This is a genomic window from Nodosilinea sp. LEGE 07088 (assembly GCF_015207395.1).
Taxonomy (GTDB): domain Bacteria; phylum Cyanobacteriota; class Cyanobacteriia; order Phormidesmidales; family Phormidesmidaceae; genus Nodosilinea.
In genome coordinates, this window is the sequence record NZ_JADEWX010000080.1 from 1 (window position 1) to 25,110 (window position 25,110).

General features: G+C 56.3%; 22 protein-coding genes, 1 tRNA gene and 1 pseudogene. 14 read left to right on the forward strand and 10 right to left on the reverse strand.

Translation table 11 applies throughout. The features are described 5' to 3' along the window. Positions 1-166: 166 nt before the first annotated feature. Positions 167-445 carry a hypothetical protein gene (locus IQ254_RS17315; protein WP_193967415.1) on the reverse strand — a complete coding sequence of 93 codons (279 nt, stop codon included), beginning with the start codon at positions 443-445 and terminating at the stop codon, positions 167-169. A 97-nt stretch (positions 446-542) separates the two neighbouring features. On the opposite strand from IQ254_RS17315, the gene IQ254_RS17320 reads away from it, so the two are divergent. Then, positions 543-824 (forward strand): hypothetical protein, encoded by a 282-nt coding sequence (locus IQ254_RS17320; protein ID WP_193967416.1) that lies wholly within the window; start codon positions 543-545, stop codon positions 822-824. 294 nt (positions 825-1,118) lie between these two features. Next, a pseudogene (locus tag IQ254_RS17325) lies at positions 1,119-1,679 on the forward strand (IS3 family transposase); the annotation flags it as partial. Positions 1,680-1,827: 148 nt separating this feature from the next. On the opposite strand, the gene IQ254_RS17330 reads toward IQ254_RS17325, so the two are convergent. Together IQ254_RS17330 and IQ254_RS17335 are read right to left on the reverse strand one after the other, a co-directional pair. Continuing rightward, positions 1,828-2,307 (reverse strand): hypothetical protein, encoded by a 480-nt coding sequence (locus IQ254_RS17330; protein WP_193967418.1) that lies wholly within the window; start codon positions 2,305-2,307, stop codon positions 1,828-1,830. Positions 2,308-2,587: 280 nt separating this feature from the next. After that, on the reverse strand, positions 2,588-2,941 hold the full coding sequence (locus IQ254_RS17335; RefSeq protein ID WP_193967419.1) for a hypothetical protein: 354 nt from the start codon (positions 2,939-2,941) through the stop codon (positions 2,588-2,590). 413 nt (positions 2,942-3,354) lie between these two features. Between IQ254_RS17335 and IQ254_RS17340 the strand changes: the two genes are divergently transcribed. Next, positions 3,355-3,543, forward strand: a complete 189-nt coding sequence (locus IQ254_RS17340; protein WP_193967420.1) for a hypothetical protein — start codon at positions 3,355-3,357, stop codon at positions 3,541-3,543. A gap of 454 nt (positions 3,544-3,997) precedes the next feature. Here IQ254_RS17340 and IQ254_RS17345 read toward each other — a convergent pair. Continuing rightward, positions 3,998-4,069, reverse strand: a tRNA-Val gene (locus tag IQ254_RS17345). 57 nt (positions 4,070-4,126) lie between these two features. Beyond that, a complete protein-coding gene (locus IQ254_RS17350) occupies positions 4,127-4,597 on the reverse strand; it encodes a hypothetical protein (protein WP_193967421.1) in 471 nt (156 codons plus the stop codon). A gap of 307 nt (positions 4,598-4,904) precedes the next feature. Here IQ254_RS17350 and hetZ point away from each other — a divergent pair, with 307 nt between their 5' ends. From hetZ to IQ254_RS17375, 5 genes are all read left to right on the forward strand, one after another. Further along, complete coding sequence (gene hetZ / locus IQ254_RS17355; protein ID WP_369011315.1) at positions 4,905-6,047, forward strand: heterocyst differentiation protein HetZ; 1,143 nt, start codon at positions 4,905-4,907, stop codon at positions 6,045-6,047. Positions 6,048-6,072: 25 nt separating this feature from the next. Continuing rightward, positions 6,073-7,068, forward strand: a complete 996-nt coding sequence (locus IQ254_RS17360; protein ID WP_193967422.1) for a hypothetical protein — start codon at positions 6,073-6,075, stop codon at positions 7,066-7,068. 58 nt (positions 7,069-7,126) lie between these two features. Next, on the forward strand, positions 7,127-9,421 hold the full coding sequence (locus tag IQ254_RS17365; protein WP_193967423.1) for a DUF3488 and DUF4129 domain-containing transglutaminase family protein: 2,295 nt from the start codon (positions 7,127-7,129) through the stop codon (positions 9,419-9,421). Positions 9,422-9,695: 274 nt separating this feature from the next. Then, a complete protein-coding gene (locus IQ254_RS17370; RefSeq protein ID WP_278000341.1) occupies positions 9,696-10,892 on the forward strand; it encodes an aspartate aminotransferase family protein in 1,197 nt (398 codons plus the stop codon). 48 nt (positions 10,893-10,940) lie between these two features. Beyond that, a complete protein-coding gene (locus IQ254_RS17375) occupies positions 10,941-11,444 on the forward strand; it encodes a RidA family protein (RefSeq protein ID WP_193967425.1) in 504 nt (167 codons plus the stop codon). Positions 11,445-11,533: 89 nt separating this feature from the next. Here the strand turns inward: IQ254_RS17375 and IQ254_RS17380 are convergent, their stop codons facing one another. Continuing rightward, a complete protein-coding gene (locus IQ254_RS17380) occupies positions 11,534-12,919 on the reverse strand; it encodes a DUF2252 domain-containing protein (protein ID WP_228040822.1) in 1,386 nt (461 codons plus the stop codon). Positions 12,920-12,958: 39 nt separating this feature from the next. Beyond that, the gene (locus IQ254_RS17385; RefSeq protein ID WP_193967427.1) at positions 12,959-13,672 is read right to left on the reverse strand and encodes a GDSL-type esterase/lipase family protein; all 714 of its coding nucleotides are present in this window, start codon (positions 13,670-13,672) and stop codon (positions 12,959-12,961) included. Positions 13,673-13,989: 317 nt separating this feature from the next. Between IQ254_RS17385 and IQ254_RS17390 the strand changes: the two genes are divergently transcribed. Continuing rightward, positions 13,990-15,084 (forward strand): AI-2E family transporter, encoded by a 1,095-nt coding sequence (locus tag IQ254_RS17390; RefSeq protein ID WP_228040823.1) that lies wholly within the window; start codon positions 13,990-13,992, stop codon positions 15,082-15,084. On the opposite strand, the gene IQ254_RS17395 is transcribed toward IQ254_RS17390, so the two are convergent. Further along, positions 15,081-16,682, reverse strand: coding sequence for a serine/threonine-protein kinase (locus IQ254_RS17395; protein WP_193967428.1), 1,602 nt, complete (start codon positions 16,680-16,682; stop codon positions 15,081-15,083). The two genes, IQ254_RS17390 and IQ254_RS17395, sit on opposite strands and share 4 nt — an antisense overlap. A gap of 402 nt (positions 16,683-17,084) precedes the next feature. Between IQ254_RS17395 and pheT the strand changes: the two genes are divergently transcribed. Together pheT and yfcF are read left to right on the forward strand one after the other, a co-directional pair. Continuing rightward, positions 17,085-19,523, forward strand: coding sequence for a phenylalanine--tRNA ligase subunit beta (gene pheT, locus IQ254_RS17400; protein ID WP_193967429.1), 2,439 nt, complete (start codon positions 17,085-17,087; stop codon positions 19,521-19,523). 16 nt (positions 19,524-19,539) lie between these two features. Further along, a complete protein-coding gene (gene yfcF, locus IQ254_RS17405; RefSeq protein ID WP_193967430.1) occupies positions 19,540-20,163 on the forward strand; it encodes a glutathione transferase in 624 nt (207 codons plus the stop codon). A 22-nt stretch (positions 20,164-20,185) separates the two neighbouring features. Here the strand turns inward: yfcF and IQ254_RS17410 are convergent, their stop codons facing one another. Then, positions 20,186-21,145: a DUF4349 domain-containing protein gene (locus tag IQ254_RS17410; protein WP_193967431.1), complete on the reverse strand. Its 960-nt coding sequence runs from the start codon at positions 21,143-21,145 to the stop codon at positions 20,186-20,188. 162 nt (positions 21,146-21,307) lie between these two features. Between IQ254_RS17410 and IQ254_RS17415 the strand changes: the two genes are divergently transcribed. The 3 genes from IQ254_RS17415 to IQ254_RS17425 all read left to right on the forward strand — a co-directional run bounded on the left by IQ254_RS17415 (position 21,308) and on the right by IQ254_RS17425 (position 22,694). Further along, on the forward strand, positions 21,308-21,685 hold the full coding sequence (locus tag IQ254_RS17415) for a hypothetical protein (protein WP_193967432.1): 378 nt from the start codon (positions 21,308-21,310) through the stop codon (positions 21,683-21,685). Positions 21,686-21,747: 62 nt separating this feature from the next. Then, complete coding sequence (locus IQ254_RS17420; RefSeq protein WP_193967433.1) at positions 21,748-22,005, forward strand: MoaD/ThiS family protein; 258 nt, start codon at positions 21,748-21,750, stop codon at positions 22,003-22,005. 212 nt (positions 22,006-22,217) lie between these two features. Then, a complete protein-coding gene (locus IQ254_RS17425) occupies positions 22,218-22,694 on the forward strand; it encodes a hypothetical protein (protein ID WP_193967434.1) in 477 nt (158 codons plus the stop codon). Positions 22,695-22,719: 25 nt separating this feature from the next. On the opposite strand, the gene IQ254_RS17430 is transcribed toward IQ254_RS17425, so the two are convergent. Beyond that, positions 22,720-24,759 carry a bifunctional diguanylate cyclase/phosphodiesterase gene (locus IQ254_RS17430; protein WP_193967435.1) on the reverse strand — a complete coding sequence of 680 codons (2,040 nt, stop codon included), beginning with the start codon at positions 24,757-24,759 and terminating at the stop codon, positions 22,720-22,722. Positions 24,760-25,110 lie beyond the last annotated feature (351 nt).

Below are 25,110 nucleotides of genomic sequence, written 5' to 3' on the forward strand. Positions count from 1 at the left end.
ACCCCGACCCATCCCGAACTCGGACGTGAAATGCAGCTGCGGCGAAGATAGTGAGGGGGTTGCCCCTTGTCAAAATAGCTCGATGCCAGGTTCCTCTTCCAAAAGCCCTTAGCCTCATCTCGTGGCTAAGGGCTTTTGCTGCTACCTATATATGCTCTGTAATTCATCAATTCCTTCTTTTGAGAAAAATCTTCTGGGCTTGATGCTGGAGGACGAGTTGGACAATGCGCTCACTGGGGTAGCCGTGTTTAGGCAAGGTGCGAAACCAATGCGGGAAGTTCGACCAGATCCATGTGGGTAACTCTAGGGCCAACACCACCGGTGGCGGCTGCGTGTTCAACAGCACGCCCCACACTAACAGGACAAACCATCGAAACGAGGCGTCATGGCTAAAGGCCGGGCGCAAGGCTCCCAAGATTTGCTCTAGGCGTTGATAGAGCTCCATAATAAGTCTGGCTGTTGATAATCACTTCAGCCAGTCTCGGACATGACGGTCCTCTGGGGCGCAGGCGTGTCCGTTTTTCTTCACCCTCCCCGCCGTTGTGCACTTGGCGCATGGAGAGGTTGTGCTGCCCTTTCCACTGCCCGTAGCGGCGACAGAACTGGGCGTAGCTAAACGTCCAGCTCGATTGGTCAAGGCCTTCTTGCCACAGCAGCGCCAGGGTGACCCCTTTGCGTTGGAGCTCTCGGTGCACGTGCTCAAAATCCACGGTCGTGGTGGTGGCCTGGGGCGGTTTCCCTTTCCCCAGCAGCGCTTGGGCCTCACCGTCACTCACCTGCGACAGTTGGTCGTAGCACAACCCTTTGGCCGCAGCCCGGCGTAGGTAGTCTTGCACGGTCGCTCGCGCCACGACACAACTGCGCGCGATCTCGCTTTGGTTGTACCCCAGGTCGTGAAGTCGTAAGATCTCTCGAAATTTCACCATCGGCAGTTGCTCTCCTTGGCGGTGTTGTCCTATCTCGGACCTCCTCTCCCTGGCTCGCGGTCGAGCGCAGTGTATCGGGATCCACTAATGGAGTAGACATGACCTGCCGAAGTTCATGCGATTTAGGTGCCGAAGTTCATGCGATTCACCTGCCGAAGTTGGCGCGAATCAGGTGCCGAAGTTCATGCGATTTTGCACATCGCTGAGAACCACTTGAATAGAGACTTTACGACGACAGAACCCGACCGGGTGCGGGTGGCTGACATGACCTACATTTGGACGACTGAAGGCTGGCTGTATCTGGTGGTCATCATCGATCTGTTTTCTCGAAGGGTAGTGGGATGGTCGATGGCAGAGCATATGCGCACTGAGCTGGTGCTGACAGCCTTAGATGCGGCCTTAGGGCACCGCCAACCGGCTCAAACTGGACTGCTGTTCCATTCTGACCGAGGCTCTCAATATGCCAGTGGAGAGTACCAGGATGCACTTCAGCAAGCTACGATAAGGGTCAGCATGAGCCGTCGAGGTAATTGTTGGGATAATGCGGTGGCTGAAAGCTTCTTTGGCACGCTCAAAACCGAGTTGATTCATCCTAGAATCTTCTCGACTCGAACGGTTGCCTGCACCGTTATTGCTGAATGGGTTGAGGTTTTCTATAACCGGCAGCGGTTACATTCGACCCTCGGATATCTATCCCCAGTGCAGTTTGAAGATCACTATTGGCTCTCTTTAGAGGGCTTGAAGGCCGCTTAAACTACCTGTCCACTTTCTTGAGTCAATATCATTCCTCCTCAAAACAACAACGACCCCTCACACCCCGCTGGCGCCAATGGGGTTTCTTATGGCCTAGACTTTGCGATGGAAGCGAGCCTTAGCCTGCAACTCCCCGGCAAAATCAGGACTAAAAACCACCTACTCGAATGAGCTCTATTTGGCACTCAAAGCCCTCGTCGTAACCCCTGTACCAGCAATGGAATACGCCCTCTGAATCGTCCGTGAACCGCACGGTTAATACCTCTAGGGTGACCCATTGATAAGCTCCGGTGCTTTCCGGCTGCAGTTGCCGTTCCCGACTCAATACCTCCTCCACCTGCGCCAAGGTCGCCCATCCACAGTGAGGAGCCATGGCATTGCTCTCCCACACTTCCGAGATCAGCGCGATCGCATCGGGCGAAAGACTCTGTGGGCACAGCGACTCTGGCAACCCAATCGCTGTGGTCAGCTGCCCGTCCGACCACCAGGCCCACCACTCCTTGCGATGCAGGAGCTGGACATCCCCATCATGTCGAATCTCGGCCCAAGGCGTTCCATCCAGCCCGGCCAGACGAATTGCCTCGGCTCCGGTCACCGCCACATAGCGGCGCGTCAAAAATCGAGCCATGGTGCCCCTACCTCGCTACCGTCCCATCCAGAACACCGGCAACGAGATCGGGAACGTGCCCCAATGACCTGCCCCCAAAACATGGATTCAAATAGCCATTCATTCCAGCCCAGCGACCTTGCGGATCATAAATATCTGGTGGTGTCAGCAACGCCTGTTTGGGGGCAATCAGGTCGTCACTACGTTACGCAAATAAACGCGTAGCAAAAATCACCAATACATCAGCTGTACTAGAGCAAATAGCTCAATCCGGACGAAATGTTGAAACCCGTTCTGAGCTTTATGAAATCAACTCGGAAGCGCCTTCAATCTCCGATTCCATCCGCGAGATGGCCCGCTCATAAACCCGCAAGCCCAGCAGAACAAGGCGCACCAGCATCTGGTCAGGATTGCGCTGACTCGCCTCCGCCAGCTCCACAATCCGCTCTGTTGGAATGTGCTCATTAAATAGAACCAGATTCGCTTCCAGTTCATGACTCAGAGGGCGACGGTGCTTTTGGGCACCTTCTCTCAAACTTTGTCCCATCTCACTCGTGAGCAGGAGTTCCATGATTTCAGCCAAAAAGGGCGATCGCTTTCGATTCCCCTCCACCGCACACTGCGCCTCGATCGCTTCTAGTAGTTCAGCAGTCATGTAGAACGTCGGGCGACATCCACTCTCTGAGGCGTCAGACGGGGATTTATCTTGAGGCACAGGTGACTTGACCATAACGGATAGTGACAAGACCAACTGTCGCTATCCTAGCCTCCTACTCAGGTTGCCGAGAGTCAGCGCATCATAGGTTTACAGAACCCTAAGACGGATGAATCAGATCCCTTCTCCGCTTTACATCACCTTAATCAAGAATTCCTCCTACTTGTACCCATCCACCGCTCATGCCAGAACAACCTGTCTAAGGCACAAAAGTCTAACTCACATGGACATTCACGCCTTGTCTCATAAGATCGTCCCTTCTCAAAATGTAAACGTGACAGGCTCATCGACGATGACCGCAGACAGATGTATCTGACCAATGCAAATACGCAACCAACGAAGCTCCAGGGCTGATGCCTGTGGCCTGCCCCCGCACTATCGATAACCGAGGCATCGAACTGATCACCCGCGATGGTCAGATGCTGGTCTACCTGGATTTTGTGAATCAACACCGGGGGATGTTGGTGTTTGGGGAGACCCGCAGTGGGAAGTCGGTGCTGGCGGCAGAGATCTTTGTATGGGCGTTGGCGAAGCCTGTCTGAAAGACAATCGCCAACGGCATGAACGTCATCTCCCTCGACTACCCCAAACCCGATGGCACCACCACCTACACCGATCTGGTCAAGTTCTTCGGCGACCAGGGCGCCTACTTCGACATCGGCTCTGAGAGCAACAACCTCTTCCAGATTCCTAATCTCAAAGACTTGCCCGTCGCTCAGCGACAGGAACGCCTGGACGACTACAAGGAGTTCTTGGTTAAAGCCCTCGACACCATGGTGATGGGTACTGAGACCGATAACCAACTGGGCAAGCGAGTTCATACCGTGCTCTGGCAAGGCTTGGCCACATTCTTTGAAACTCCCCAGATCCTGGCCCGGTATGAGGCTGCTTTTGAAGATGGTTTTGGCAGCCCCGCCTGGCAGCAAATGCCCACCCTGGCTGACTTTGTTGAGACCGTCGCCTCTAAATCAAGGGGTTCAGGGGTTTTGGGTTGTATGGGCGATACTGGTTTCGAACCAGTGACCTCTTCCGTGTGAAGGAAGCGCGCTACCACTGTGCTAATCGCCCATGAGGTTCCTAAGATAGCACATCATTTGAGCTTGCATGGACGAAAAGATCGGCTACCTAAGCCATGTCTGGAGGCACAGGGCTAGCCTGCTGCGCCTGCTGTAACTGTGCCTGAATAAGCGCTTGGACGTCTTGGCGACGAATCTCGACTCCCTGGCCAGCCTGGCCAGGGGTCTCCATAAAAATCAGACTATCGATGGGTTGCATCGCTAGTAGCTGAAACAAGATATGAACGACCGGCACCGGTAGCGCCATCACCTGGGGATCTTTAGCCGACTGACCAGTAGCGGCATCCTGCAAGGTGGGATAAGCATAGACGATATTTTTTTGGGTATTGGGCTGGGTGCGATTGCTGAGGGTGGTCATCATCCAGCCCTGTTCGAGGGTTTGCAGCACATAGTACTGTTCATACTTGAGCTGACCTGCGATCGCCTTAAGGGTCGGGGCAATGGTCGTGATGGCATTGGCGGTCACCCCATCGTTGGGGGCACTTTGCTGTAGGGAGGCGACTTGGGCGTCGAGATCCATGGGAGTTACCAAATATCGGTTAGGGGCTAGTAGGGCCGACAACAAATAGTTCTCGACTTAGCAAAAGCAGGGTGCAGGGAACCTACTTAGAACCGGACAATTCAATATAATTACGGACAAGTGTTAGAATACTCCGTAACCTATAACTTGAACTAATCTACTGATTGCGCCAATTATGGCTCTAATGTCTGATGTTAGCGTCTAACGTTAATGGATGGCCTAAGGCTGCGCGAATGGGTTATGGGGGGTTGCATCCACCACGTCACATACCTGAATATCGCTTCACTTTCTGTGTAGCTTTTAGAGGATAGTCAGTTTGAGTCAGGGTATCTGTACGTTGAGCGTGGATTCGCTTAGTCAGCTTTTCTACCAAGAATTAAAAACTGCCACCGATGCACCAGATTCGGGGTGTCGACCTTTAGCTCAGCGGCTGGCCACTGAGGTGCAGCGCATTTGTAGCCAAAGCGATCGCATTCAAGCCTCAGGCGATGTCGAAGCCTGGGCTAAATCGTTGGGCAAGCACCGGCTGGATCAGTGTCTTAAGTATTACAACCTGGGGTCGCGCCAGGGGCGTGTTGAGCTGCATAGCACGCTAAGTGCCATTGTGTATCGCTACATTACACCACCCCAGGTGCAGACCAGCTACCAAGCCCGGCTAGCGCTCATCGAAGATTTCTTGCAGGGGTTCTACGTTGAAGCGCTCAATGCCTTTCGACGCGAAAACGAGCTCAACGAGCGTTTTCAGCCCCGTACACTGCTAGAGCTGGCCGAGTACATGGCCTTCTCAGAACGCTACGGCAAGCGCCGCATTCCGCTATCGGGGCGGCGCAGTCAGCAGTTGATCATTTTGCGGGCTCAAACATTTTCGCGACAGCAGCCTCCTGAAATGGCCGTTGACATTGAACAGGCCGTTGACTATGGCGGTGAAAGTGATGACGTCCGCCCCGCGGCATCTCACCAGCGAGTGCGCGAAGAAATGGTGGCCCAGGCCGACCCCCTCCCCGAGAGCTCCCTGCGGGGGCGCGTAGTTGAGGAGTTGTTAGCCTATCTCAAAGAACGTAACCAGGACGAATGCGCCGACTACTTTACCCTGCGGCTGCTCGACTTGCCCACCCAAGAGATTGAGGCATTGCTGGGCCTGACTCCGCGCCAGCGCGATTATTTGCAGCAGCGGTTTAAATACCACCTGCTACGATTTGCCCTGTCGCACCACTGGGAATTGGTGCATGAATGGCTAGAGGCAGGGCTAGAAACCAATTTGGGCTTGACCGTCCAGGAGTGGCAGCAACTGCAAGCTACTCTTAGTCCTAAGCAAAATAAACTGCTGACTCTCAAACAGCAGGGTGTTTCTGACAGTGAAGCCGCTAAAATTTTGGCTATGACTCCCACCCAGTTCCAAAAACAGTGGTCTAAGCTGCTAGAGCAAGCTTGGGACATTCGTAACGTTTAAACATCCGGACAGACCATACCAGGCCATGAATAGAGATTCAGACATTCGCGAAGACATTCTGCTCAAGCTTTTGCTAGAGCCCCTTGCAGCGGATGACTCACCATCAGGAACGCGCTTTTCCCCGGCTGCTGACGCTGATCGCAAGGAGCTGGACGATGCACCTACCCCCTCGGTCTATTCTGGCTTTGAACCATCTACGCCGACGCCAGCAGCTCCAGGCGAGGTCGCAGCCTCCCACAACCCTGTCTTTGACTCTGGAGACCTATCCACTGTGCAATCCCATTTCGAAGCCCTTCTAAAGCGCCGCCTGCGGCAAGAAATTTCCCACCGCCCGCCTCTATTCCCCTGGGAGAAGAGCGTGCAGGAGTATCCCGATGCGCTGCATCCCGGTGCGGCCTCTATTTGGCTAGACCACTTGAGTAACCTTTCAGTTCCCGCAGAAGTTCCCCAGAAAGTGTTGCGGGAATTGTTCAACCATTGCCAGCAGACCCTGCACGACATTAACCAGACCGGGCGACGGCTGGTGGTGGCCGTAGAGTCACTGTTTCCTGACCAGCCTCAAACTCTGGAGTACATTGCTGGGTTAGTGGCTCGTCCGGCCTACCGTTCGGCCCAGGCCGAAACCCTAGAGCAGCTCGACTACGAGACGGCCTCGACCCCGCAGCAGGTAGCCCTGGCCATGTTGGCCGCCCAAAATATTTTTGAGGCCCTATCGCTAACGCTATCGGCGGCTAGTCCTACCCAGACGAAGACCTGGCTAACCTCAGCGGGAGCAATCACGGTACAGGCAACTTATCTGGCTGCCCCTGTGCCGCAGCTCGAGATCAGCGTGAGCCTGCCCATGGGTGGTCACTTATTGCTGAGTCACTCAGGCGAAACCCTAGGTTCTGAGCGTTCTAATGCGGGTGAGTTAGGACTGCGGGTAGCCACCGAATCCGGTGCAATTCACCGCCTAGACGTTAGCTTAGGCCCAGATCAAACCTCTCCCTTGAGTTTCCAGGTTGCGATCGCCGCTGACTAGGCTGGGCAGGGGCTGGTGCAGCGGTTAGCATGGATGCAGCTTTCATCATGTTGGTGCTATGGTTGCTCTGCGCTGGCTGGCCTCTTCTCCCCTGGCTAGACCGATCCCATCCCAGGAGATTGAAGATTCGCTGCTGCTAAGGGTGCTGGTGCAGACACTGGTTACCCTTGGCATCTGTTCTGTGGTAGTGGCGGCCGCTGGTGTGACCCAGGCTTCTCTATGGAACTTGCTGGCGGTTCCTTTGAGCACGCTAGGAGCTGCTTTTAGCTGGCGGCAGCGGCGGGCCCGGAATATAGCCGTAAAGTTTTTTATCGCCATTGGCATGCTGATGACCCTGGCGGTGTTTTTTACCCGCCTGATCGAGCAGCCAGGAGATACTCGCATTATCTTGGCAGAGCTGCTAGTGCAATTGCAGGTGCTGCATAGCTTTGATCTCCCCCGGCGCAAGGATCTGGGCTACTCGATGATGATTGGCCTGATTCTGTTGGGGGTAGCCGCCACCATTAGCCAAACCCTGGTCTTTGCCCCGCTGCTACTGCTGTTCTTGACAGTAGCGGTGCCGGTGCTGGGGCTAGATTATCAGTCGCGACTGGGGCTCGGGCCTGGAGCCTGGGGTGAGATCAAACTGCGGCCTGCCCTGGGTCGGTTTCTGGCCCTCGTATCGCTGGTGATCGGCTTAGGGCTGCTGATATTTTTGTTTTTGCCGCGTCTGCCGGGGTATCAGATTCAAAATTTTCCGGTCAGTTCGGTGGTGGATACCCCCGACAACTTTTCCGGTGAAAGCATTGTCAACCCCGCCTACACCGGCAATGGAGACGAAGACGGTGAAGGTTTCGAAGCGGGGGAGGGCGGTGGCACGATTCAAGGCAGCGGCCCTGCCCAAGGGCCTGGGGTGGTTGACTTTAACTCGTACTACGGGTTCAACCGTCAGATGAACCAAAACCTGCGGGGCACGATGACCCCTCAGGTGGTCATGCGAGTGCGATCGCAAGCCCCCGGGTTTTGGCGAGTGCTCGCCTTCGATACCTATACCGGCCAGGGGTGGGATATTTCTCGCAACGACGATACCCAGCGGGTGCAGCGGTGGCGGTTTTCGGCTCAAATGTTCTTACCAATGACCCCTAACCTGGGTCGATACCGCGATATTGTGCAGACCTATACTCTGGTCAGTGAACTGCCAAACCTGATCCCAGCCCTTTATCAACCCAAGGAGTTATATTTCCCCACGCGCGAGGTAGCCATTGACCCCGAGGGCACCCTCAGATCCCCAGTCATTTTGCAGGAAGGGATGACCTATTCGGTGGTGTCGCGGGTGCCCTACCGCGATCGCACCCAGCTGCGACAGGTCGGTACCCTCTACCCTCCCGGCATTCGTTCCCATTATTTACAGGTGCCCGAAGCGGTTCTGGAACCGGTGCGAGCCAAGACCGAAGAACTGCTGGCTACCTCCCCCACTCCGCTCAACGATCCCTACGAGAAATCCCTCTACCTGACCCAGACGCTCAAGCAGCGCTACAGTATTCAACCCGATTTGCCCTTCTTTACCGACGATCAAGATCTGGTTGAAACCTTTCTATTCGAGACCCAAGGAGGCTACCCCGACCACTTCTCGACCGTACTCACGATCATGCTACGCTCTATCGGCATTCCGGCTCGGCTCGTAGCCGGGTTCGGCGAAGGCGAATTTAACCCCTTCACCGGATTTTACGTAGTGCGCAACACCGATGCCTACGCCCTGACGGAAGTGTATTTCCCCCAGTATGGTTGGTTTGGGTTTGACCCAATCCCCGGTCACGAGCTCATCCCACCCAGCCCCAAGGAGTCCCAAACCTTCAGCCTCGTGGGGCAGTTTTGGAACTGGCTGGCTGGCTGGCTACCCTCTCCGCTGGTCGGCCTCATCGACGGCCTGATCACCCTCTTCAGCGATGGCCTCGCCTACCTGGTGAATTCCTTCACGGCCCTGCTCAATCTGGGTTGGATCGGCATCATGGTGGGCATTGCTGTGGTTACCATCCTAGTCTTTTTCGCCTGGCTAATTTTCCTAGGGCTGCGGCAAGGCTGGCGCTACCGACAGCTGCAACGTCTCGAACCCACCGAACGTCTATATCAGCAAATGCTGACCTGGTTTGACTATCGGGGACTGGGGAAGACCCCTGCTGAGACCCCCCTTGAGTACGGTCGGCGGCTCTATCATCAAGCTCAGCCCCAGCCCGCCCAAGCTGCTAACGAAATCGCCCATGCTTACGTGCGCTGGCGCTATGGCGGCGAGTCTCAAAACCTGATCTATCTGCGCGAAAAGCTCAAGGTTATTCGTCAAAAGCCCGCTCGATCGCTGCGGTCAGATCAGGTCTGAGCTGACCAATAGTGTCATTGATTTTCCTGGTGTTTCCGCTATGCTCAATCAACAGTGGGCAATGTTAACAGCAGAGTCCTTTGATTGAGCCAAGCCTGCCAGTCCAGGCCAGCCAGTTATGCCCCCGCGCAGGGGGGTTCTTCAACGCTCTTAATTCCTCATACTCCCCCTTACCCTGATGCTCAAAGCTCTCGTGCAAAACTCCCTTAAATCCTTCAGTGTTGTGTCTAACGGCAAAGGTGCTTTCTCGCCAGCCCAGTTTGATGCTGATGTGATGACCACCTATGGGCGTTTTCCCATTGCCCTCACCAAGGGGCGAGGTAGTTTTGTGTGGGACGATCAGGGGCAACGCTACCTGGACTTTGTTGCCGGTATTGCCACCTGCACCCTGGGCCACGCCCATCCAGCCATGGTTGAGGCCGTTACCAAGCAGATTCAAACCCTGCACCACGTGTCGAACCTCTACTACATCCCAGAGCAAGGGGCGCTGGCCCATTGGTTAGTCGCACATTCCTGCGCCGATCGCGTCTTTTTCTGTAACTCTGGCGCCGAGGCCAATGAGGGGGCGATTAAGCTGGCTCGCAAATACGCCCACACCCAGCGCGGCATCGCCAATCCGCTGATTATTACCGCCCAGGCTAGTTTCCACGGGCGCACCCTGGCCACGGTTACCGCCACAGGTCAACCCAAGTACCAAAAGAATTTTGACCCCCTGATGCCAGGCTTTGCCTATGTGCCCTACAACGACATCAATGCCCTAGAGGCCCTGGTAGCAGAGCTCGACGCCGACCAGCCTCAGGTCGCCGCCATCATGCTTGAGGCCCTACAGGGGGAAGGTGGCGTTTGCCCCGGAGACGTTGCCTACTTCCAGCGCATTCGCCAGCTCTGCGACGAGAAAGGCATTTTACTGATTCTCGATGAGGTGCAGGTGGGCATGGGTCGCACCGGTACCCTGTGGGGCTTTGAGAACTTGGGCATTGAGCCCGATATTTTCACCTCGGCTAAGGGGCTAGGGGGCGGCATTCCCATCGGGGCCATGCTGTGTAAGGAATCCTGCGCGGTGTTTGAGCCCGGCGACCATGCCAGCACCTTTGGCGGTAACCCGTTTGTCTGTAAAGTCGGGCTCACGGTGTGCGAAACTCTGGAGGCTGACAATCTGCTCGACAACGTTAAGCAGCGGGGTGAGCAGCTGCGTTTCGGCCTGCAACGGCTGGTGCAGCAGTATCCAACTCTGCTGGCTCAGGTGCGCGGCTGGGGCCTGATCAACGGCCTGGTGCTTCAGCCAGAGGCGACAGTAAAATCGGTGGATATTGTCAAAGCGGCCATGGGCGAAGGATTATTACTGGTGCCCGCTGGGCCTCAAGTCGTGCGATTTGTGCCGCCGCTTAACGTCAGTGCCGATGAGGTGCAGCAGGCGCTAATCGCAGTAGAAAAAGCTCTAGCGCTTTTAACCAAACGCCAGAGCGAATAATAGCTTCACACGCGTTATGCTAAGGCTATTTTGACGCTGGGCAGGGCGATGATACAGCAGCGGGCATTTTCGGGTAACCCTTGGGAAGACAAAGTCGGCTACTGCCGGGCGCTGCGAGCCGGGCAGCACATTTTTGTCTCGGGCACCTCGCCCAGCGATGGTGAGGGGGGCACCTTTGCCCCGGGCGACGCCTACGCCCAAACCCACCGCTGCTTTGAGATCATTCAGCAAGCCCTAGAAGACCTCGGGGCCGATCTGGGTGATGTGGTTAGAACTCGTATCTATGTCACCGATATGAGCCGCTGGGAAGATGTTGCTCGTGCCCACCATGAGCTATTTGCCGATCGCCCGCCGGTAAATACCACGGTGGCAGTTGCGGCCCTGGCTAATGCTGACATGCTAGTCGAAATCGAAGCCGATGCCCTCTGTGCCGGAAACCCTGCACCAGCTCCCATTCCCCTGTCCCCAAGCACGATTCTGGGTCGTCCCATTCAGCCTGCCGCTTTTCCGCCCGTGACCGCCGCTGACCTCGACGAAGGCTGCCTAGACTAGCGGATACTGTTGAGCCTCCTCTGGCTCCCCAGCCCCCAGGCTCCCTAGATTTACGTCGTAGTTATCAAACCTACATCCGCCGCAGGCGACTACGTCTCTCGCTCAACCGGAATTTGTCCCTGGGCAGCGGCAGCCACGAGCCGATCGTAGTCGCGTTCGTTTTGGTCGGCGTAGGCTTCGGCAAAGGCCACCATAGCATCGGCCAGGGCATGGCCTTTGCCAATATACCCCGCCAGCATCGCCGCATCGCCTGATTTAGCGTGGGCCAGGGCTAAGGCCCAACCGCAGAGGGCACAGTAGTCGGGCAAGTCTGACACTCGAAATTTACCCGGTTCGAGCTTAAAGCCCCCTTTCATATCGCGCAGCTGGCGCACGTAGTAGTGAATGCCATTGAGGCTACCCCAGCCCAAAAATATATCGGGAGACCCCTGGATCAGCTTTTGCCCGATCACCACCCGCCGTCCTGAATGATCATCGGGCAGGCGATGGCCCCGCTTAGCCTCAGTATAGGGAGCTAGCACCGAGGGGCGGGCCTCTTTGACCTGGAGAAAGAGTGGATCACTGGCGTCTTTACCTTCGAGATACGCAACCCAGCAGCGAGTGCCAACGCTGCCCACCCCCACCACCCGGCGGGCCGCATCCAGCAGACGATAGCGGGATAGCAAAAATCGGCGATCGCCGCTGAGCGAGCCGAGATAATCCTGCATCAGCGATTCGAGGGCTGTGGCCACGGCAGGGCCTTCTCCTAGGGTTTCGGCTCGCACTACCAGCGGTGGGTCCTCAACGATGTGGTGGCGATCATCAACTAGGTCGGTCATCTCATCGAGCACCTGTAGATGATTGCGATCGCGGGCCTTAGCGAGCATGCGCTGGGTATGTTTTTCAGCACTTTCAGGCAGTTTTTGCAGCAGCTCAGCCTCAGTAATGGTGTCGTACCAAAGATCGAGATAGCTCATCTCGGCGTAGGTATCTAAATACTGAGAGTAGGCCTCAACCGCCGCCATCACAGCATTTTGGCACAGGGTGCGATCGCCCCCTAAGTAACGTCCCGCCACCACAGCGCTAGCCACCAACCGCTTCAAATCCCACTCCCAGGGGCCGGGGTAGGTTTCATCAAAATCGTTAATGGCAAACACCAAATTGCGCTCAGCCGAGGCAAATACCCCAAAATTGGACACATGCATATCGCCACAGGCCTGCACAGAAATACCTGTGGTCGGAGCGGTAGCCATGTCCGCTATCATCACCGCCGCCGCTCCCCGCAAAAATGCAAAGGAAGAGGTGAGCATGCGCCCATAGCGGATAGGCACTAACTCTGGCACTCGATCGGTTACTTCGGCCTCAAGTCGGGCAACAGGATCGATGCGATCGGTAGGGGGGTGATACTCCCCCAAGGCAGACCGCTTGAGGTTTTGGCGCAGTGCCTTGCCCGCCGCTCTACGCTCGGCCACCGATCGATATGCTGAGTCAGCCAACGGGGGAAAAGGCCAAGAGTCAGAACCAGACATAACCAACTAGCTCCCACAGCCGGGGGGAATATCCACAGCAGTTTGGAAGGCGTCCCAGGCCACAATATCGTCGAGTAGAGCCCGATATCCCGCCACATTGGGATGTAAACCATCAGGCGAAATTAACGGTAGCCACCAAGATGTTCCCCGGCCCAGCCATAGGTTCAGCACATCTAAATAGGGAATGTTATGGCTGCTGCAGGCCAGCCGAGTCGCTTCACGATAGCGCCATTGATCGCTGTGGGTGTAGTACAGCACCTCCGAAAAGGGCATGGCCTGCTCATTGACTGGGGGCATACCGATAAATAACACTGGGCAAAGCTGTCGGGCCTCGGCCAGCAGCTCTTCTATCTGTTGTTCAAATTCGTCAAAGTTGGTGCGATTACGCCCTAGGGGATTGCTGACCCGTGCTGAATCATTGACACCTGCCGATAGCACAACCAGGTCAGGCAAACGATTGCGCAACTCGCCGCGATAGCGAAACTCATGCTCGAGTCGCTGCTTAACCTGACCGACGCCATCACCGCGCACGCCGAGGTTATAAAACACCGCCCCCGGTCGACCCGGCTCCATAGAAAGACGGCGCAAACGCTCAACCCAGCCGCCGCCCTCAGAGTCACCAAAGCCATACACCAGACTATCGCCGATCGCCAGCACCTTTTGGGGGTGGGCTTGCTTAAAGGTGATCCCTGAGGTGGAGCTGAGGTGCGACGCAAGCATAGGGAGTTATGTAGCTAAGGACGATGGATGATCGGGTAGTCGATAAATGAGCGGTTCTAGACTTTGTTTTAAATTGTTTACATATTACCCCCTGAGATGGCTACTACGACGAAATCACCTTTACCCCAGCAGCAAAAAAATGCGGTCATCCCAGACTGAAACCTCAAGCTTTGCCTTAGGCTGGAGGTAGCCATCTAGGCCCTGGCAATTTTGACCTTAGCCAACATGCGAGCAGACCTATGGAGCACGGTGTAGCAAACGGTAGCGACCCTACCCCCCAAAGCTGGTTAGCCCGCTGGTGGGATAAACTCAGCCCCATGTCTCAGTCAGCGCTGGTGCTACTGGCCACTCCCCTGGTGGTGCTCAATGTATGGGCTGTGTCAATTATTTTTGGCTACTTTCGTTCAATCTTAGTGACGGTGCTGATCGCGGCACTGCTGGCGTTTTTGCTCAGCTATCCGATGGCACGGCTCGAAACGCTCGGCCTCAAGCGTGGTCAGGCCGCTATTTTAGTATTAGTGCTGGCTCTCGTAGGAGTTTCGGGCCTAGCAATTACCGTGCTGCCCTTCGTCATTGACCAGGGCCAACAGCTGGTTGTGCGCCTGCCCGATTGGTTTGACTCGGGCAAAACCCAGTTAATGATGCTCGACGGCAAGCTAACCGAGTGGGGCTGGCCGCTCAGCCTGGATGGACTCATCACCCAAACCAGCGATCGCCTCAAACGCGAAATTCAGTCTATTGCCGGGGAAGCGCTGAATCTGACCATCAACGTAGCGGTCTTTACGGCCAATAAGCTGCTCGACGTAGTGTTGACTATGGTGCTGACCTTTTACCTACTTCAGCACGGCGAAGAGGTCTGGGGCGGGGTGGTAGGGTTACTGCCTGGGCAGCTTCAGCAGCCTTTTTCAGAGACCCTACGCCAGAGCTTTCGCAACTATTTTTTGGGACAGTTTATTGTGGCGAGTTGCTTTGGCACCGCCCTCACCCTCCTATTTGGGCTGCTAAACGTGCCGTTTGGCTCGCTGTTTGGGCTGACGGTAGGGTTGCTAGCCCTGGTGCCGTTTGGCGGCACGATCGGGGTAGTCATCGTGACCCTGCTAGTGGCCCTGCGAGATATTAAAATTGCGATTCCTATGTTGATTGCCGCCGTCATTGTGCAGCAGCTGGTGGAAAACGGCATTGCCCCGCGAGTGCTAGGTAGCGTTACCGGGCTCAACCCCTTTTGGGTATTTATTGCGATTTTGTCGGGGGCCAGGGTAGGTGGTCTGCTAGGGGTGATTGTGGCCGTACCGGCTGCCGTTCTTATCAAGGAATCGCTGGTAGCCCTGCGGCATGATCGCCAAGAGCCCCCCCTTCACGACACTGGAGGAGTGAGTAACCCCGCTCAGGTCGAGGCCACAGCCCTGCCCTAGAGCCCGTTACGCCGCCCGTTGGGCATCACTGTAGACCAGTTGGTACGAGCGACAGCCAATTGGTCACTAGAGATTAACGCGCCGGTGAGGTCGGCTCCGCAGAGATTGGCCCCGCGTAGGTTGGCGTTAGAAAGGCTGGCCCGAGCCAAGTTAGCCCCTCGCAGGTCGGCACCCTCCAGGTTGGCATAGTGAAAGTAGGCTTTAACCAGGTTGGCGTTGCGCAGACTCGCGTGACTCAAATTGGCACGCCCAAAGTTGGCGTTGCTGAGGTCAGACCCTTGAAAGTTAGCGCTCGGGAGTTGTGACTGGTTAAAGTTGATTTCTGCCAGCATGGTGCGTTGGAGATCGAGCTCTTTGAACCCTTGCAGCGAAAAATCGCGTCGCCCCTTGGTATATTTCTGCTTCACATCATCAGCGGAGAGTGCTTTGGCGGAGGTAGCTCTAGATAAGGGTTTTGGCGATCCGCTGTGGCTGGGTACCAAGGGAGCAGCCTTTCCCCCCGAGTTTGAGCGCTCTCGACGAGCCCGAATTGCCGCTGCCATCCGAGACGAGGGTGAACCACCGGAGTGACTAATGCCCGCTTGGCTACTACCCGCATAGGCCCCAGCAACCGACGCCGGGCCACTGCCATTGGTATTACCGCTAGTGCTGCCCCCCGCCGCTGTTGGGTAGGCCATATTTTGAGCCAGACTATCCATGTAAGGCTCTAGGTCGAGATCGCGGTGGATAGCCTCTACTGTTTGGTAACGATGCTTAACCGAGATCTCGAGCATTTTTTGTAATACACCAGCAAAGTGATCGCTGATGTGTACGGCCTCAAGCCACAGGAGCTCACCAGTATTGGGGTCGTAGCTGAGATCTTTGGGTGCCTTGCCCGAAAGCAAATAGACGCAGGTCACCCCAAGGGCATAGATATCGCTGGCATAGACCGGGCGCATGGCCATCTGCTCGGGGGGGGCATAGCCGGGAGTACCAATGGCATAGGCCGTCAAGGCAGTTTGGTCAGAGTTAGCGGCCTGCAGCGGGTTGACTTTGTCTTTTACAGCGCCAAAGTCGATCAGCACCAGTTTCTTATCCTGGTCGCGACGGATGATGTTGGCAGGTTTAATGTCGCGGTGAATGACTTGGTTATTATGGACGTACTGCACCATTGACAAGATTTCGCACAGGAATTGCTTCACCCCAGCTTCGGTAAAGGGGCCGCCGCGCTTGACTTCTTGCTGTAGCGTCAGGCCGTTGATGTACTCCTGAACGAGATAGAATTCATGCTCGCTTTCAAAGTAGTCGAGCAGGCGGGGCAACTGGGGATGATTGCCGATCATTCCCAGGATTTTAGCCTCTCGCTTAAACAAATCCCTGGCCATATCGAGAATGTGAGGAGCTTCGGCGGAGGGACGCAGCTGCTTAATGACACAGGGCGGCTTGCCGGGCAATTGTTCATCCCGGGCTAAGAAGGTGGCTCCAAACCCACCCCGACCTAAGGCGCGAATCATGCGGTAACGGCCTCGCAGCAGCAATTCTGCCCCACAGCACTGACAATGGGTGACCGTGGGAGCATTCTTAGGCTTTGAACAATCGGGGTTGATACAGTAGCTCATACGGCCCAAGAGGGTGGGTAGTCAGACGGTGCCCAACGACAGCATCTGAAACTAAGTCAGTTGGTAAAAGAGCGATTACCGAGGGTGCCGTAACACCGCTATTCTGCAAATCAGAACGGCTAACCCTATTTGGTAATGCCACATTACCCCAATTATTCCCCGTTTCGGAGAGGGGTTATAGCATTCACCCCAAGGGATATATACTTACGAGCCAAAATTAGGTGAAATGTGAAAAGTCAGTAAACCCACGCTCCCCACGGATGGAGTGAGGTATGGAACATGCAGATCGGCGCTGACGGTTGAGTTGCGACATAGAGAAGTAGAGGCAATGGCCGCAGGGTAGAATGTTTGGGCAGTAAATCACAGCATTCTCAACGCTCTAGCGGTCAACTTAGCCCCACCATGCGCATATCTCTGAACTGGCTCAATGAATACGTCACTATCCAACTTTCTCCTGAGGAGTTGGCCGATGCCTTAACCATGGCCGGGTTTGAGGTCGAAGATATTGAAGATCGACGCACCTGGGCCGAGGGGGTGGTTGTAGGGCGCGTGCTAGAGCGTAGCCCGCACCCCGATGCGGATAAGCTTAGCGTTTGCCAGGTGGATATTGGCCAGACCGATCGCTCGACCATCGTGTGTGGGGCCGCCAATGTGCGGGCTGATATTTACGTGGCGGTGGCTACGGTTGACACTTACTTGCCGGTGGTGGATTTGACTATCAAGCCGCGCCAGCTGCGCGGCGTAGCGTCTTCGGGCATGATCTGCTCATTGGCAGAGCTGGGGTTAGCCAAGGACTCGGACGGCATTCATATTTTTGAGGCTGACGCTCTAGAGCTTGGTCAAGATGTGCGCCCCCTGCTGGGGCTGGATGATGTGATTCTCGATGTTACCTCTACGGCCAATCGGGCCGATGCCTTGAGCATGGTGGGCATTGCCCGGGAGGTGGCGGCGATTACGGGCGCACCGCTACATCTACCGGCTGCTGAGACCTTGGCGGTAACCGATAGTGCCGCCGCCCCGGCCATTGCCCTGCCTGACGAAAAGGCCTGCCCCATTTATATCGGTACGGTGCTGGAGAATATTGCGTTGGCGCCTTCACCACAGTGGTTGCAGCAGCGGCTCCAGGCGGCGGGAACGCGGCCAATTAATAATGTGGTTGACATCACCAACTATGTACTGTTGGAGTGGGGCCAGCCACTGCATGCCTTTGACCGCGATCGCCTGTTAGCTACCGGCAATAGCCTCGCCCTCGGCGTGCGCTATGCCCAGCCCGACGAAACCCTGGTGACGCTAGATAGCCAAAAGCGCCAGCTGGCCCCCGAAACGCTGCTGATTACCGCCAACGACCAGCCCGTGGCTCTGGCGGGGGTGATGGGCGGCGAAGCCACGGAGGTGCACGACGGCACGGTGGCGGTGATGCTGGAGGCGGCCTACTTTGACGCGGCGGTGATTCGTCGGTCGGCTCGCAGCCAGGGTTTACGCACCGAAGCCTCGGCCCGCTACGAGCGGGGGGTAAACCCTGCCGAGTTGGGTCTGGCCTGCGATCGCGCCCTGCAGCTCTTGCAAGCGCTAGCGGGAGCTACCGTGGTGGCCCAAACCACTGGCACCACTGATTTGGGTGCTGCTATACCTGAGCGGGTGATTACCCTGCGGCTGAGCCGGGTGAACCAGCTATTGGGTAAGGTCATTAACTTAGGCGACATTCCCCAACCGCTACCGGCAGAGACCATTCAAACCGTGCTAGAAACCTTGGGTTGTCAGGTGGCCCCCAGCCACGATCCCGATGTGTGGACCGTGACGGTGCCCCCTTACCGCGATCGCGACCTGGAGCGCGAGGTCGATTTAATTGAAGAAGTCGCCCGACTCTACGGCTACAACCACTTTGCCGACACCTTGCCCCAAAAGGCCATCGGCGGTCGGCTATCGGTCGAGGCCACCCTGCACCGCCGCCTGCGAGAGGCCTGTCGGGCTGCGGGGCTAACAGAACTGCTGCACTACTCTTTGACTAAGCCGATCAGCGATCGCCAGGTGACGCTGGCCAACCCCTTATTTCCCGAATACTCCGCCCTGCGGCAGGATCTGATCGATGGGCTGATCGACGCCTACGAATTTAACCTCAACCAGGGCAACGGCCCCCTCAACGGGTTTGAAATCGGCCATATTTTCTGGCAAGACGACGATGGCATTCACGAAGCTGAAGCGGTGGGCGGCATTGTCGGCGGCGATGGCCGATCGAGCCAGTGGGTCACCAGTGGACAAGATCAGCCTGTCACCTGGTATGAGGCCAAAGGCATCTTAGACAGCGTGTTTCAGCGCCTGGGTCTCACGGTGGACTATCGAGCTGACGGCAGTGACCCGCGCTTCCATCCAGGCCGGACGGCGTCGCTGTGGGTACGGGGTCGGCTAGAACTGGGGCGCTTTGGGCAGCTCCACCCCCAACTCCGGCAGCAGCGACAGCTACCAGCAGAGGTATATCTGTTTCAGCTTAACTGGTCGGCCCTGGAGACCTGCCTAATGCCCACGCTGCAAAAGTCAGTGAAGTTTGCCGCCTACTCGACTTTCCCGGCCAGCGATCGCGACCTCGCTTTCTATGCTCCCCTCGATGTTTCTGTGGCGGATCTAGCCACCACCATGACCAAAGCCGGGGGCAAACTGCTGGAATCCGTGGCTCTCTTTGATGAGTATCGGGGCGAAAGCGTACCCGATGGACAGCGCAGCCTCGCCTTTCGGCTGGTCTATCGCTCCCCCGACCAAACCCTCACCGACGACACTGTAGACCCGGTTCACCAAAAGGTGCGCGCCACCCTGGAGAAACAGTTTGGGGTAACCTTGCGAAGTTAAAGCCAGGGTACACAGAATGTCAACCACAGATTTTCTACTCTACGTGGATGCTCAGTTCATTAGCCCCTACGCTCTGTCTGCCTTTGTGGCGCTGCAGGAGAAGGGCCTTGCCTTTGACATCCAGACGGTGAATCTGGCGGCTGAGGAAAACAAAACCCCGCCGTTCACAGCGGTATCCTTGACTCAACGGGTGCCGACCCTGAGACATCAGGGCTTTCGTCTGGCTGAATCGTCGGCGATCGCAGAATATCTCGAGGATCTGTTTCCAGCGTCGCCAATTTATCCCCGTGAACTGCGCGAGCGAGCCCAGGCCAGGCAACTCCAGGCATGGCTGCGCAGCGATCTCACGCCTCTACGGGAGGAACGCCCCACGGAGGTTGTGTTCTTACAACCCATTGATCCCCCCCTGTCTGCCCAGGCAACAGCCGCCGCAGACAAACTGTTTGCGATCGCCGACACGCTGCTTCCCGCCGATGGGCTAGAGCTGTTTGGCAACTGGTGTATCGCCGATACCGATCTGGCCCTGATGCTAAATCGGCTGGTTCTCAACGGTGACCCAGTGCCCGAGCGGCTGGCCACCTACGCCAGGCATCAGTGGCAACGCCCCTCGGTGCAGCTGTGGGTCAACCGTCAGCGCTGAGCAATTTGAATCGTTGGGAGATCTAGCCATGCTCAGGTTCAGTTGTTTCTGGCTGCGCCGGGCGATGATGCCACAGCCGATAGCCACCGTAGCCCGCTGCCGCCAGCAGCGCCCAGTAGGGGCTAAAAGCCAGCAACCACAGGGCCAACTTCAACCCGCTAACGGTGACCGCTTTCATCGACTGGGTCGCCGCTTCCCAGGTGTTGCCCAGGGTTTCGCCCACGGGGCGCAGCGGGGCTACTTGGGTAACGGGGCTTTGCAGGGTCAAGTTAATTTGCGAGTAGGCCACCTGACGCTTGAGATTTTGCTGCTGGGCGGTCATGCGCTCGATCGACTCGCGCACGGTGCTGAGTTCCCGCGCTACTTCCAGCACGTGGGAGATTTCCCCCGATCGCTCCATGATTTTTTGCAGGGCCGTCTCAGACTGGCGTAGATTCTTCAGTCGAGCGTCCAGGTCAACCAACTGGCTAGAGACATCCTCCGCCGCCAGTGACTGCTGCTGCACCGTGCCCAAACCCCGCAGAGACGCAACTACCGAATCTAGCTTGGCCTGGGGCACCCGCAGGGTGAGCGAAACCTGTTGAGCGGCCCCCTGGGGCGACCGGTAATCCTGGAGGCTGAGCATATCCCCCTGGGCCTGCTGAAGGATAGACTGCACCTGGTCAATCGCTGGTTCGATGTCGGTGAGCACCAGCACCAGACTGGCCTGTTTGACTAACTGGGGGGTGGGCTGACCAATATCATCGCCGGGCGGGGGCACAGGTTCACTGCTGCGGGCCACATCACCACCAGCCACTTTAGTGTCTGGAGCTTGACTTTCGGACTCCTCCAGGGCCGCTGCGCCGACATCGGTGGGCATGGCTTCTTGCTGAAGACCAATTTCGGCCACGTTGGCGCAGCCAGCTACCAGGGCCACGCCCAGGGCGATCGCCAACAGCGGAGAACGACGGCGACGGGTCAACGCAAAGGCAGAATGGGTCATGGGATTACCTCAGCCAAATTCGATGCCTTTACTATCGCCTGGGCTCAGTCGGGCTCAGGGGGCGTTGCAAATATTGAAACCGAGGGGAGAATCTTAAGCTGTGGCGGTCTCTGCGCGCTGGGGAGGCTTTGGCCTAGAATTTAAACCATAGCGGGAGTGCCTATGACGACGACCCCTGATCGAGAACCCACCCTGGCCGATGTGGTTGAGCAAATTGTTGCCCTTAGGAGCGACCTGGGCCAGAGTCGTCAGGAGCTGAATGACAAGCTAGAACAAAGCCGCCAGGAGCTGAATGACAAGCTAGAACAAAGCCGCCAGGAGCTGAATGACAAGCTAGAACAAAGCCGCCAGGAGCTGAAAACCGAGGTAGAACGCTGGGATGAGCGCTTCTTTCAGTTTCAGCGAGACAATTTGACCACGGCGCGCACGATAATTATTACGGCGGGAAGCGTGGTAATTTTGTCGCCGGTACTGCAGGCGTTTGCTCCAGCGATTCAGACGGTGGTGTCTCGCCTTGCGGGTGTCGATCCGCTCCAGTAGCGCTGGGCCAGATTTAAGAGATTTAATCATAAGAGATTTCATCAGAGGAGCGATCGCACCCCGTGGCAGACCCCATCACCGTAACCGTCAAGCTATTTGCCATTTACCAGGAGGCCTACGGTCTGCCCGAGGCGCAATGGCAGTTTCCCGTGGGCGCAACGGTAGGCGATGTGCGCGATCGCGCCCTCACTGAGCATCCAAAATTAGAACCTTGGCGCGATCGCACCCGACTGGGCCTCAACCTCCAGTTTGTTGCCGACAGCACTCCGATACAGGAGGGCGACGAGGTGGTGCTAATTCCCCCGGTGAGTGGTGGTTAGCGCTAGTACAAAGACCCTATTCTGTAAAAATAACTTCAAGAAACTTTAAATTCTCCTGTACCTTAGGCCAGATCAGCGATCCCCAGTTTTGTGGCCTCAGCAAGATTGCCAATAGCTCCAAAAGGTTCCCCCCGACCCGGACAATACCAGACCAATAGCGTACAGTAACTTGTATAACCCCCATATGTAGCGTCTGCATTGGAGTGCCCGCTATGGACTGGTTTTCTCGCCGCCATGCCGTTGTGTTAGCCCGCAGCAGCCCTGGTCGACTCGCCTATCTCGAAAAAACAGGCATTATAGTGCCCCAGCGTACGGGGCAGCCACCTCGGCTGGAGGTGCTCTATTCCTGGGAGCAGATTCTAGAAATTCGCGCCATTAGTCGGCTGCGACAGCACCTCTCGTTTCAGACGATTCGCAAGATTCTGCAGTATTTTGATGACCATAGTGTAGGGTGCACCCTGCGCGACAAGCACCTGGTTATCAGCAGCCAGGGTGTCAGCTGGGTACGCTCTGACACCGCTGCACCCCAGGTCATTCATTTAGTAGGCCCTGGCTGTAGCTCTATGGGGCAGTTTGTACTGGCTCCCCTCGATATATCAGAGCTGGGTTCTAGCCAGGCCATCGCCCCGTCTAACGCACCCAAAGTAGTGAATATTGAGCAGTTTCGGCAAAAGATCCGCCCCCGGTAGGTTGGGGTTTGCCTGACTCCCTCCGTTAGCTGAGCGGGTCTTCATACATCCCTTGGGCTTGGGCGACTCGCTGCAAAAACTCTTCTGCCTGGATAGCCGGCATTGGCGGCTGAAACAGGTAGCCCTGCACCTCATCGCATCCGATCGCCCGCAGATAGGCCAGTTGGTCATCAGTTTCGACGCCTTCAGCCAATACCCGCATGCCCAACCCATGACCCAACTCGATAATGGAACGGGCAATGGCCTGGGCTGTCGGCGATGTGGACAGCGGGGCAATAAAAGCCCGATCGATTTTTAACACCTTCAGCGGAAAGCGGCTGAGGTAGGCTAACGACGAAAAGCCGGTGCCAAAGTCGTCTAGGCTCAGACTAAGCCCCAAATCGGTGAGCTGATGCAGCCGTGCCTGGGCGTAGTCAACATCTTGCATCGCCGCTGTTTCGGTAATTTCGAGCTCCAGCAACGATGGGGGCAGATCAAATGTGGCGAGCAGTTGTTCGAGTTGGGCCAGTAGGTCAGCCTGGTAGAGCTGTAACACTGATAGATTGACGGCGATTGGCACTGATAACAACCCCGCACGTCGCCAGACCTGGCTCTGACGACAGGATTCTCGCAAGACCCAGGCTCCCATAGTCACAATTAGCCCAGTTTCTTCTGCAATGGGAATAAAATGCCCTGGCGATAGTCGGCCCAACTCAGGGGAGTCCCAGCGGAGCAGAGCCTCTAACCCAGTCACCTGGCCCGTTGCTAGACTGATTTTGGGTTGATAGTAGAGCGAAAATTCCTCTTGTTCTAGGGCCTTGATCAGAGCGTTTTCGAGTTGTAGCGTTGCCCTAACGCGCTCTGAGAAAACTTGGCTATAGACCTGGTAGGTGTTGCGCCCCTGACTTTTGGCTTCAAACAACGCCAGATCTGCTTTTTGCAGTAAAGCCCGCAAGTCTTCCCCATCTTCCGGGAAAATGGCTACTCCCAGGCTAGCGCTAATGTTGAGGTTGTGGGTTTGGAGTTGGAACGGCAATTTAAGCGATGCCAATATCACCTCTGCCATAGCCACTCCGGCAGCTAAATCATGAATTCTAGGCAACAGCAGAATAAATTCATCGCCGCCCCAGCGAGCCAGTAGACTGCCCTGGGGCGTGAGTTGTTGGAGGCGCTGACCGATATGAACCAGGAGCGTGTCACCCAGATCGTGCCCCAGCACATCGTTGATATATTTGAAGCGATCGATATCTAAAAACAGCACACACAGCAGGTGATTGTGTTGGCGGCAGTAGCCCATCCACTGGCTGAGCTGCTGCTCAAACCGCCGTCGATTGGGCAACCCGGTCAGGGTGTCAAAGGAGACGTAGTAGTCACTCTGCTCTAGCACCTGGCCACTCCACCAGGTCACCAGGCTCAGCATGAGCACCACCGACACACAGAGCAAAACAACCCCAAAATCGCTGCTGTAAAGCCCCTGGCGCTGCCCCATTAAAATCAGTCCACACAGAGTTATTGGCACCAGGCCAACCGCCAGCACCAGCCGTCTCACCAGGGCACCCCCGGCATGGTCAGCTTTTAAAATAGCTACTATGCCGCGATCGGGGTAGCGGAGCAAGACCGCTAGAGCCAGCAGCAAAAAAGCTCCGCTGGTGGGCAGCGACATGGTCGAATAAGACCCCAGACCGTAGAGCGGTTCAACGTCGTAAAGGTAGCCCAGGAACCCCACTAGCGCAATGTAAAACATCCCTAGCGCCATGACCTGAGCTCTGTGGTACTGTCGCCGATACAGCAGCCACATTGACCCACTAAAGAGGATGAAATTAAGCGCTGTGTTAGGGGCAAGGCGTCCCCTAGATACGGGGTTTACTTGTGCGGCCCACTGGGGAAACAGTCGCTCGCCCAGCCCGGTATCCCAATGCAGAAAGAATTCCAACAGGTTGACACTGCCCAGCCCTAGGCAAACTAGTGCTAGTCCTAAGGAAAAGGATGTTTGCCATGCGTAACGTCGACCCTGGGACTGTTTGTCGGTCTCTAGCCAAAAGGCGACACCTGCCAGCAGCAACCCCAAGGCTGTATTAGGTGTCATTGCAGGCAAGCCCGGCAGACCGCTTTTCAACCAGGGAATAGCCGATCCCCAACCCACTAACACCCCAACCGCAATGACGATAACGATCAGACAAAGGTGTCGCGAAAAATGCTTCAATCCAGAGTGTATCTCCTGCCGATAGGGTGCTAAGCCTTGGAATCTAATCGACATCTCAGAATCCTACCGTGGACGTGATGCCATTTTAGATGGCCAGAGTAAAGCAACTGGGCAGTCCTAAGTTCTTGATTGGATTTCTAGGCCGCCAAGTCAGGTGCACCAGCGCTGGGGCAGGAGTCTAGCTTAGCGGCGATGAATTTAGACAAAAGTAGAGTGGGCGGACTGTTGGGAAAA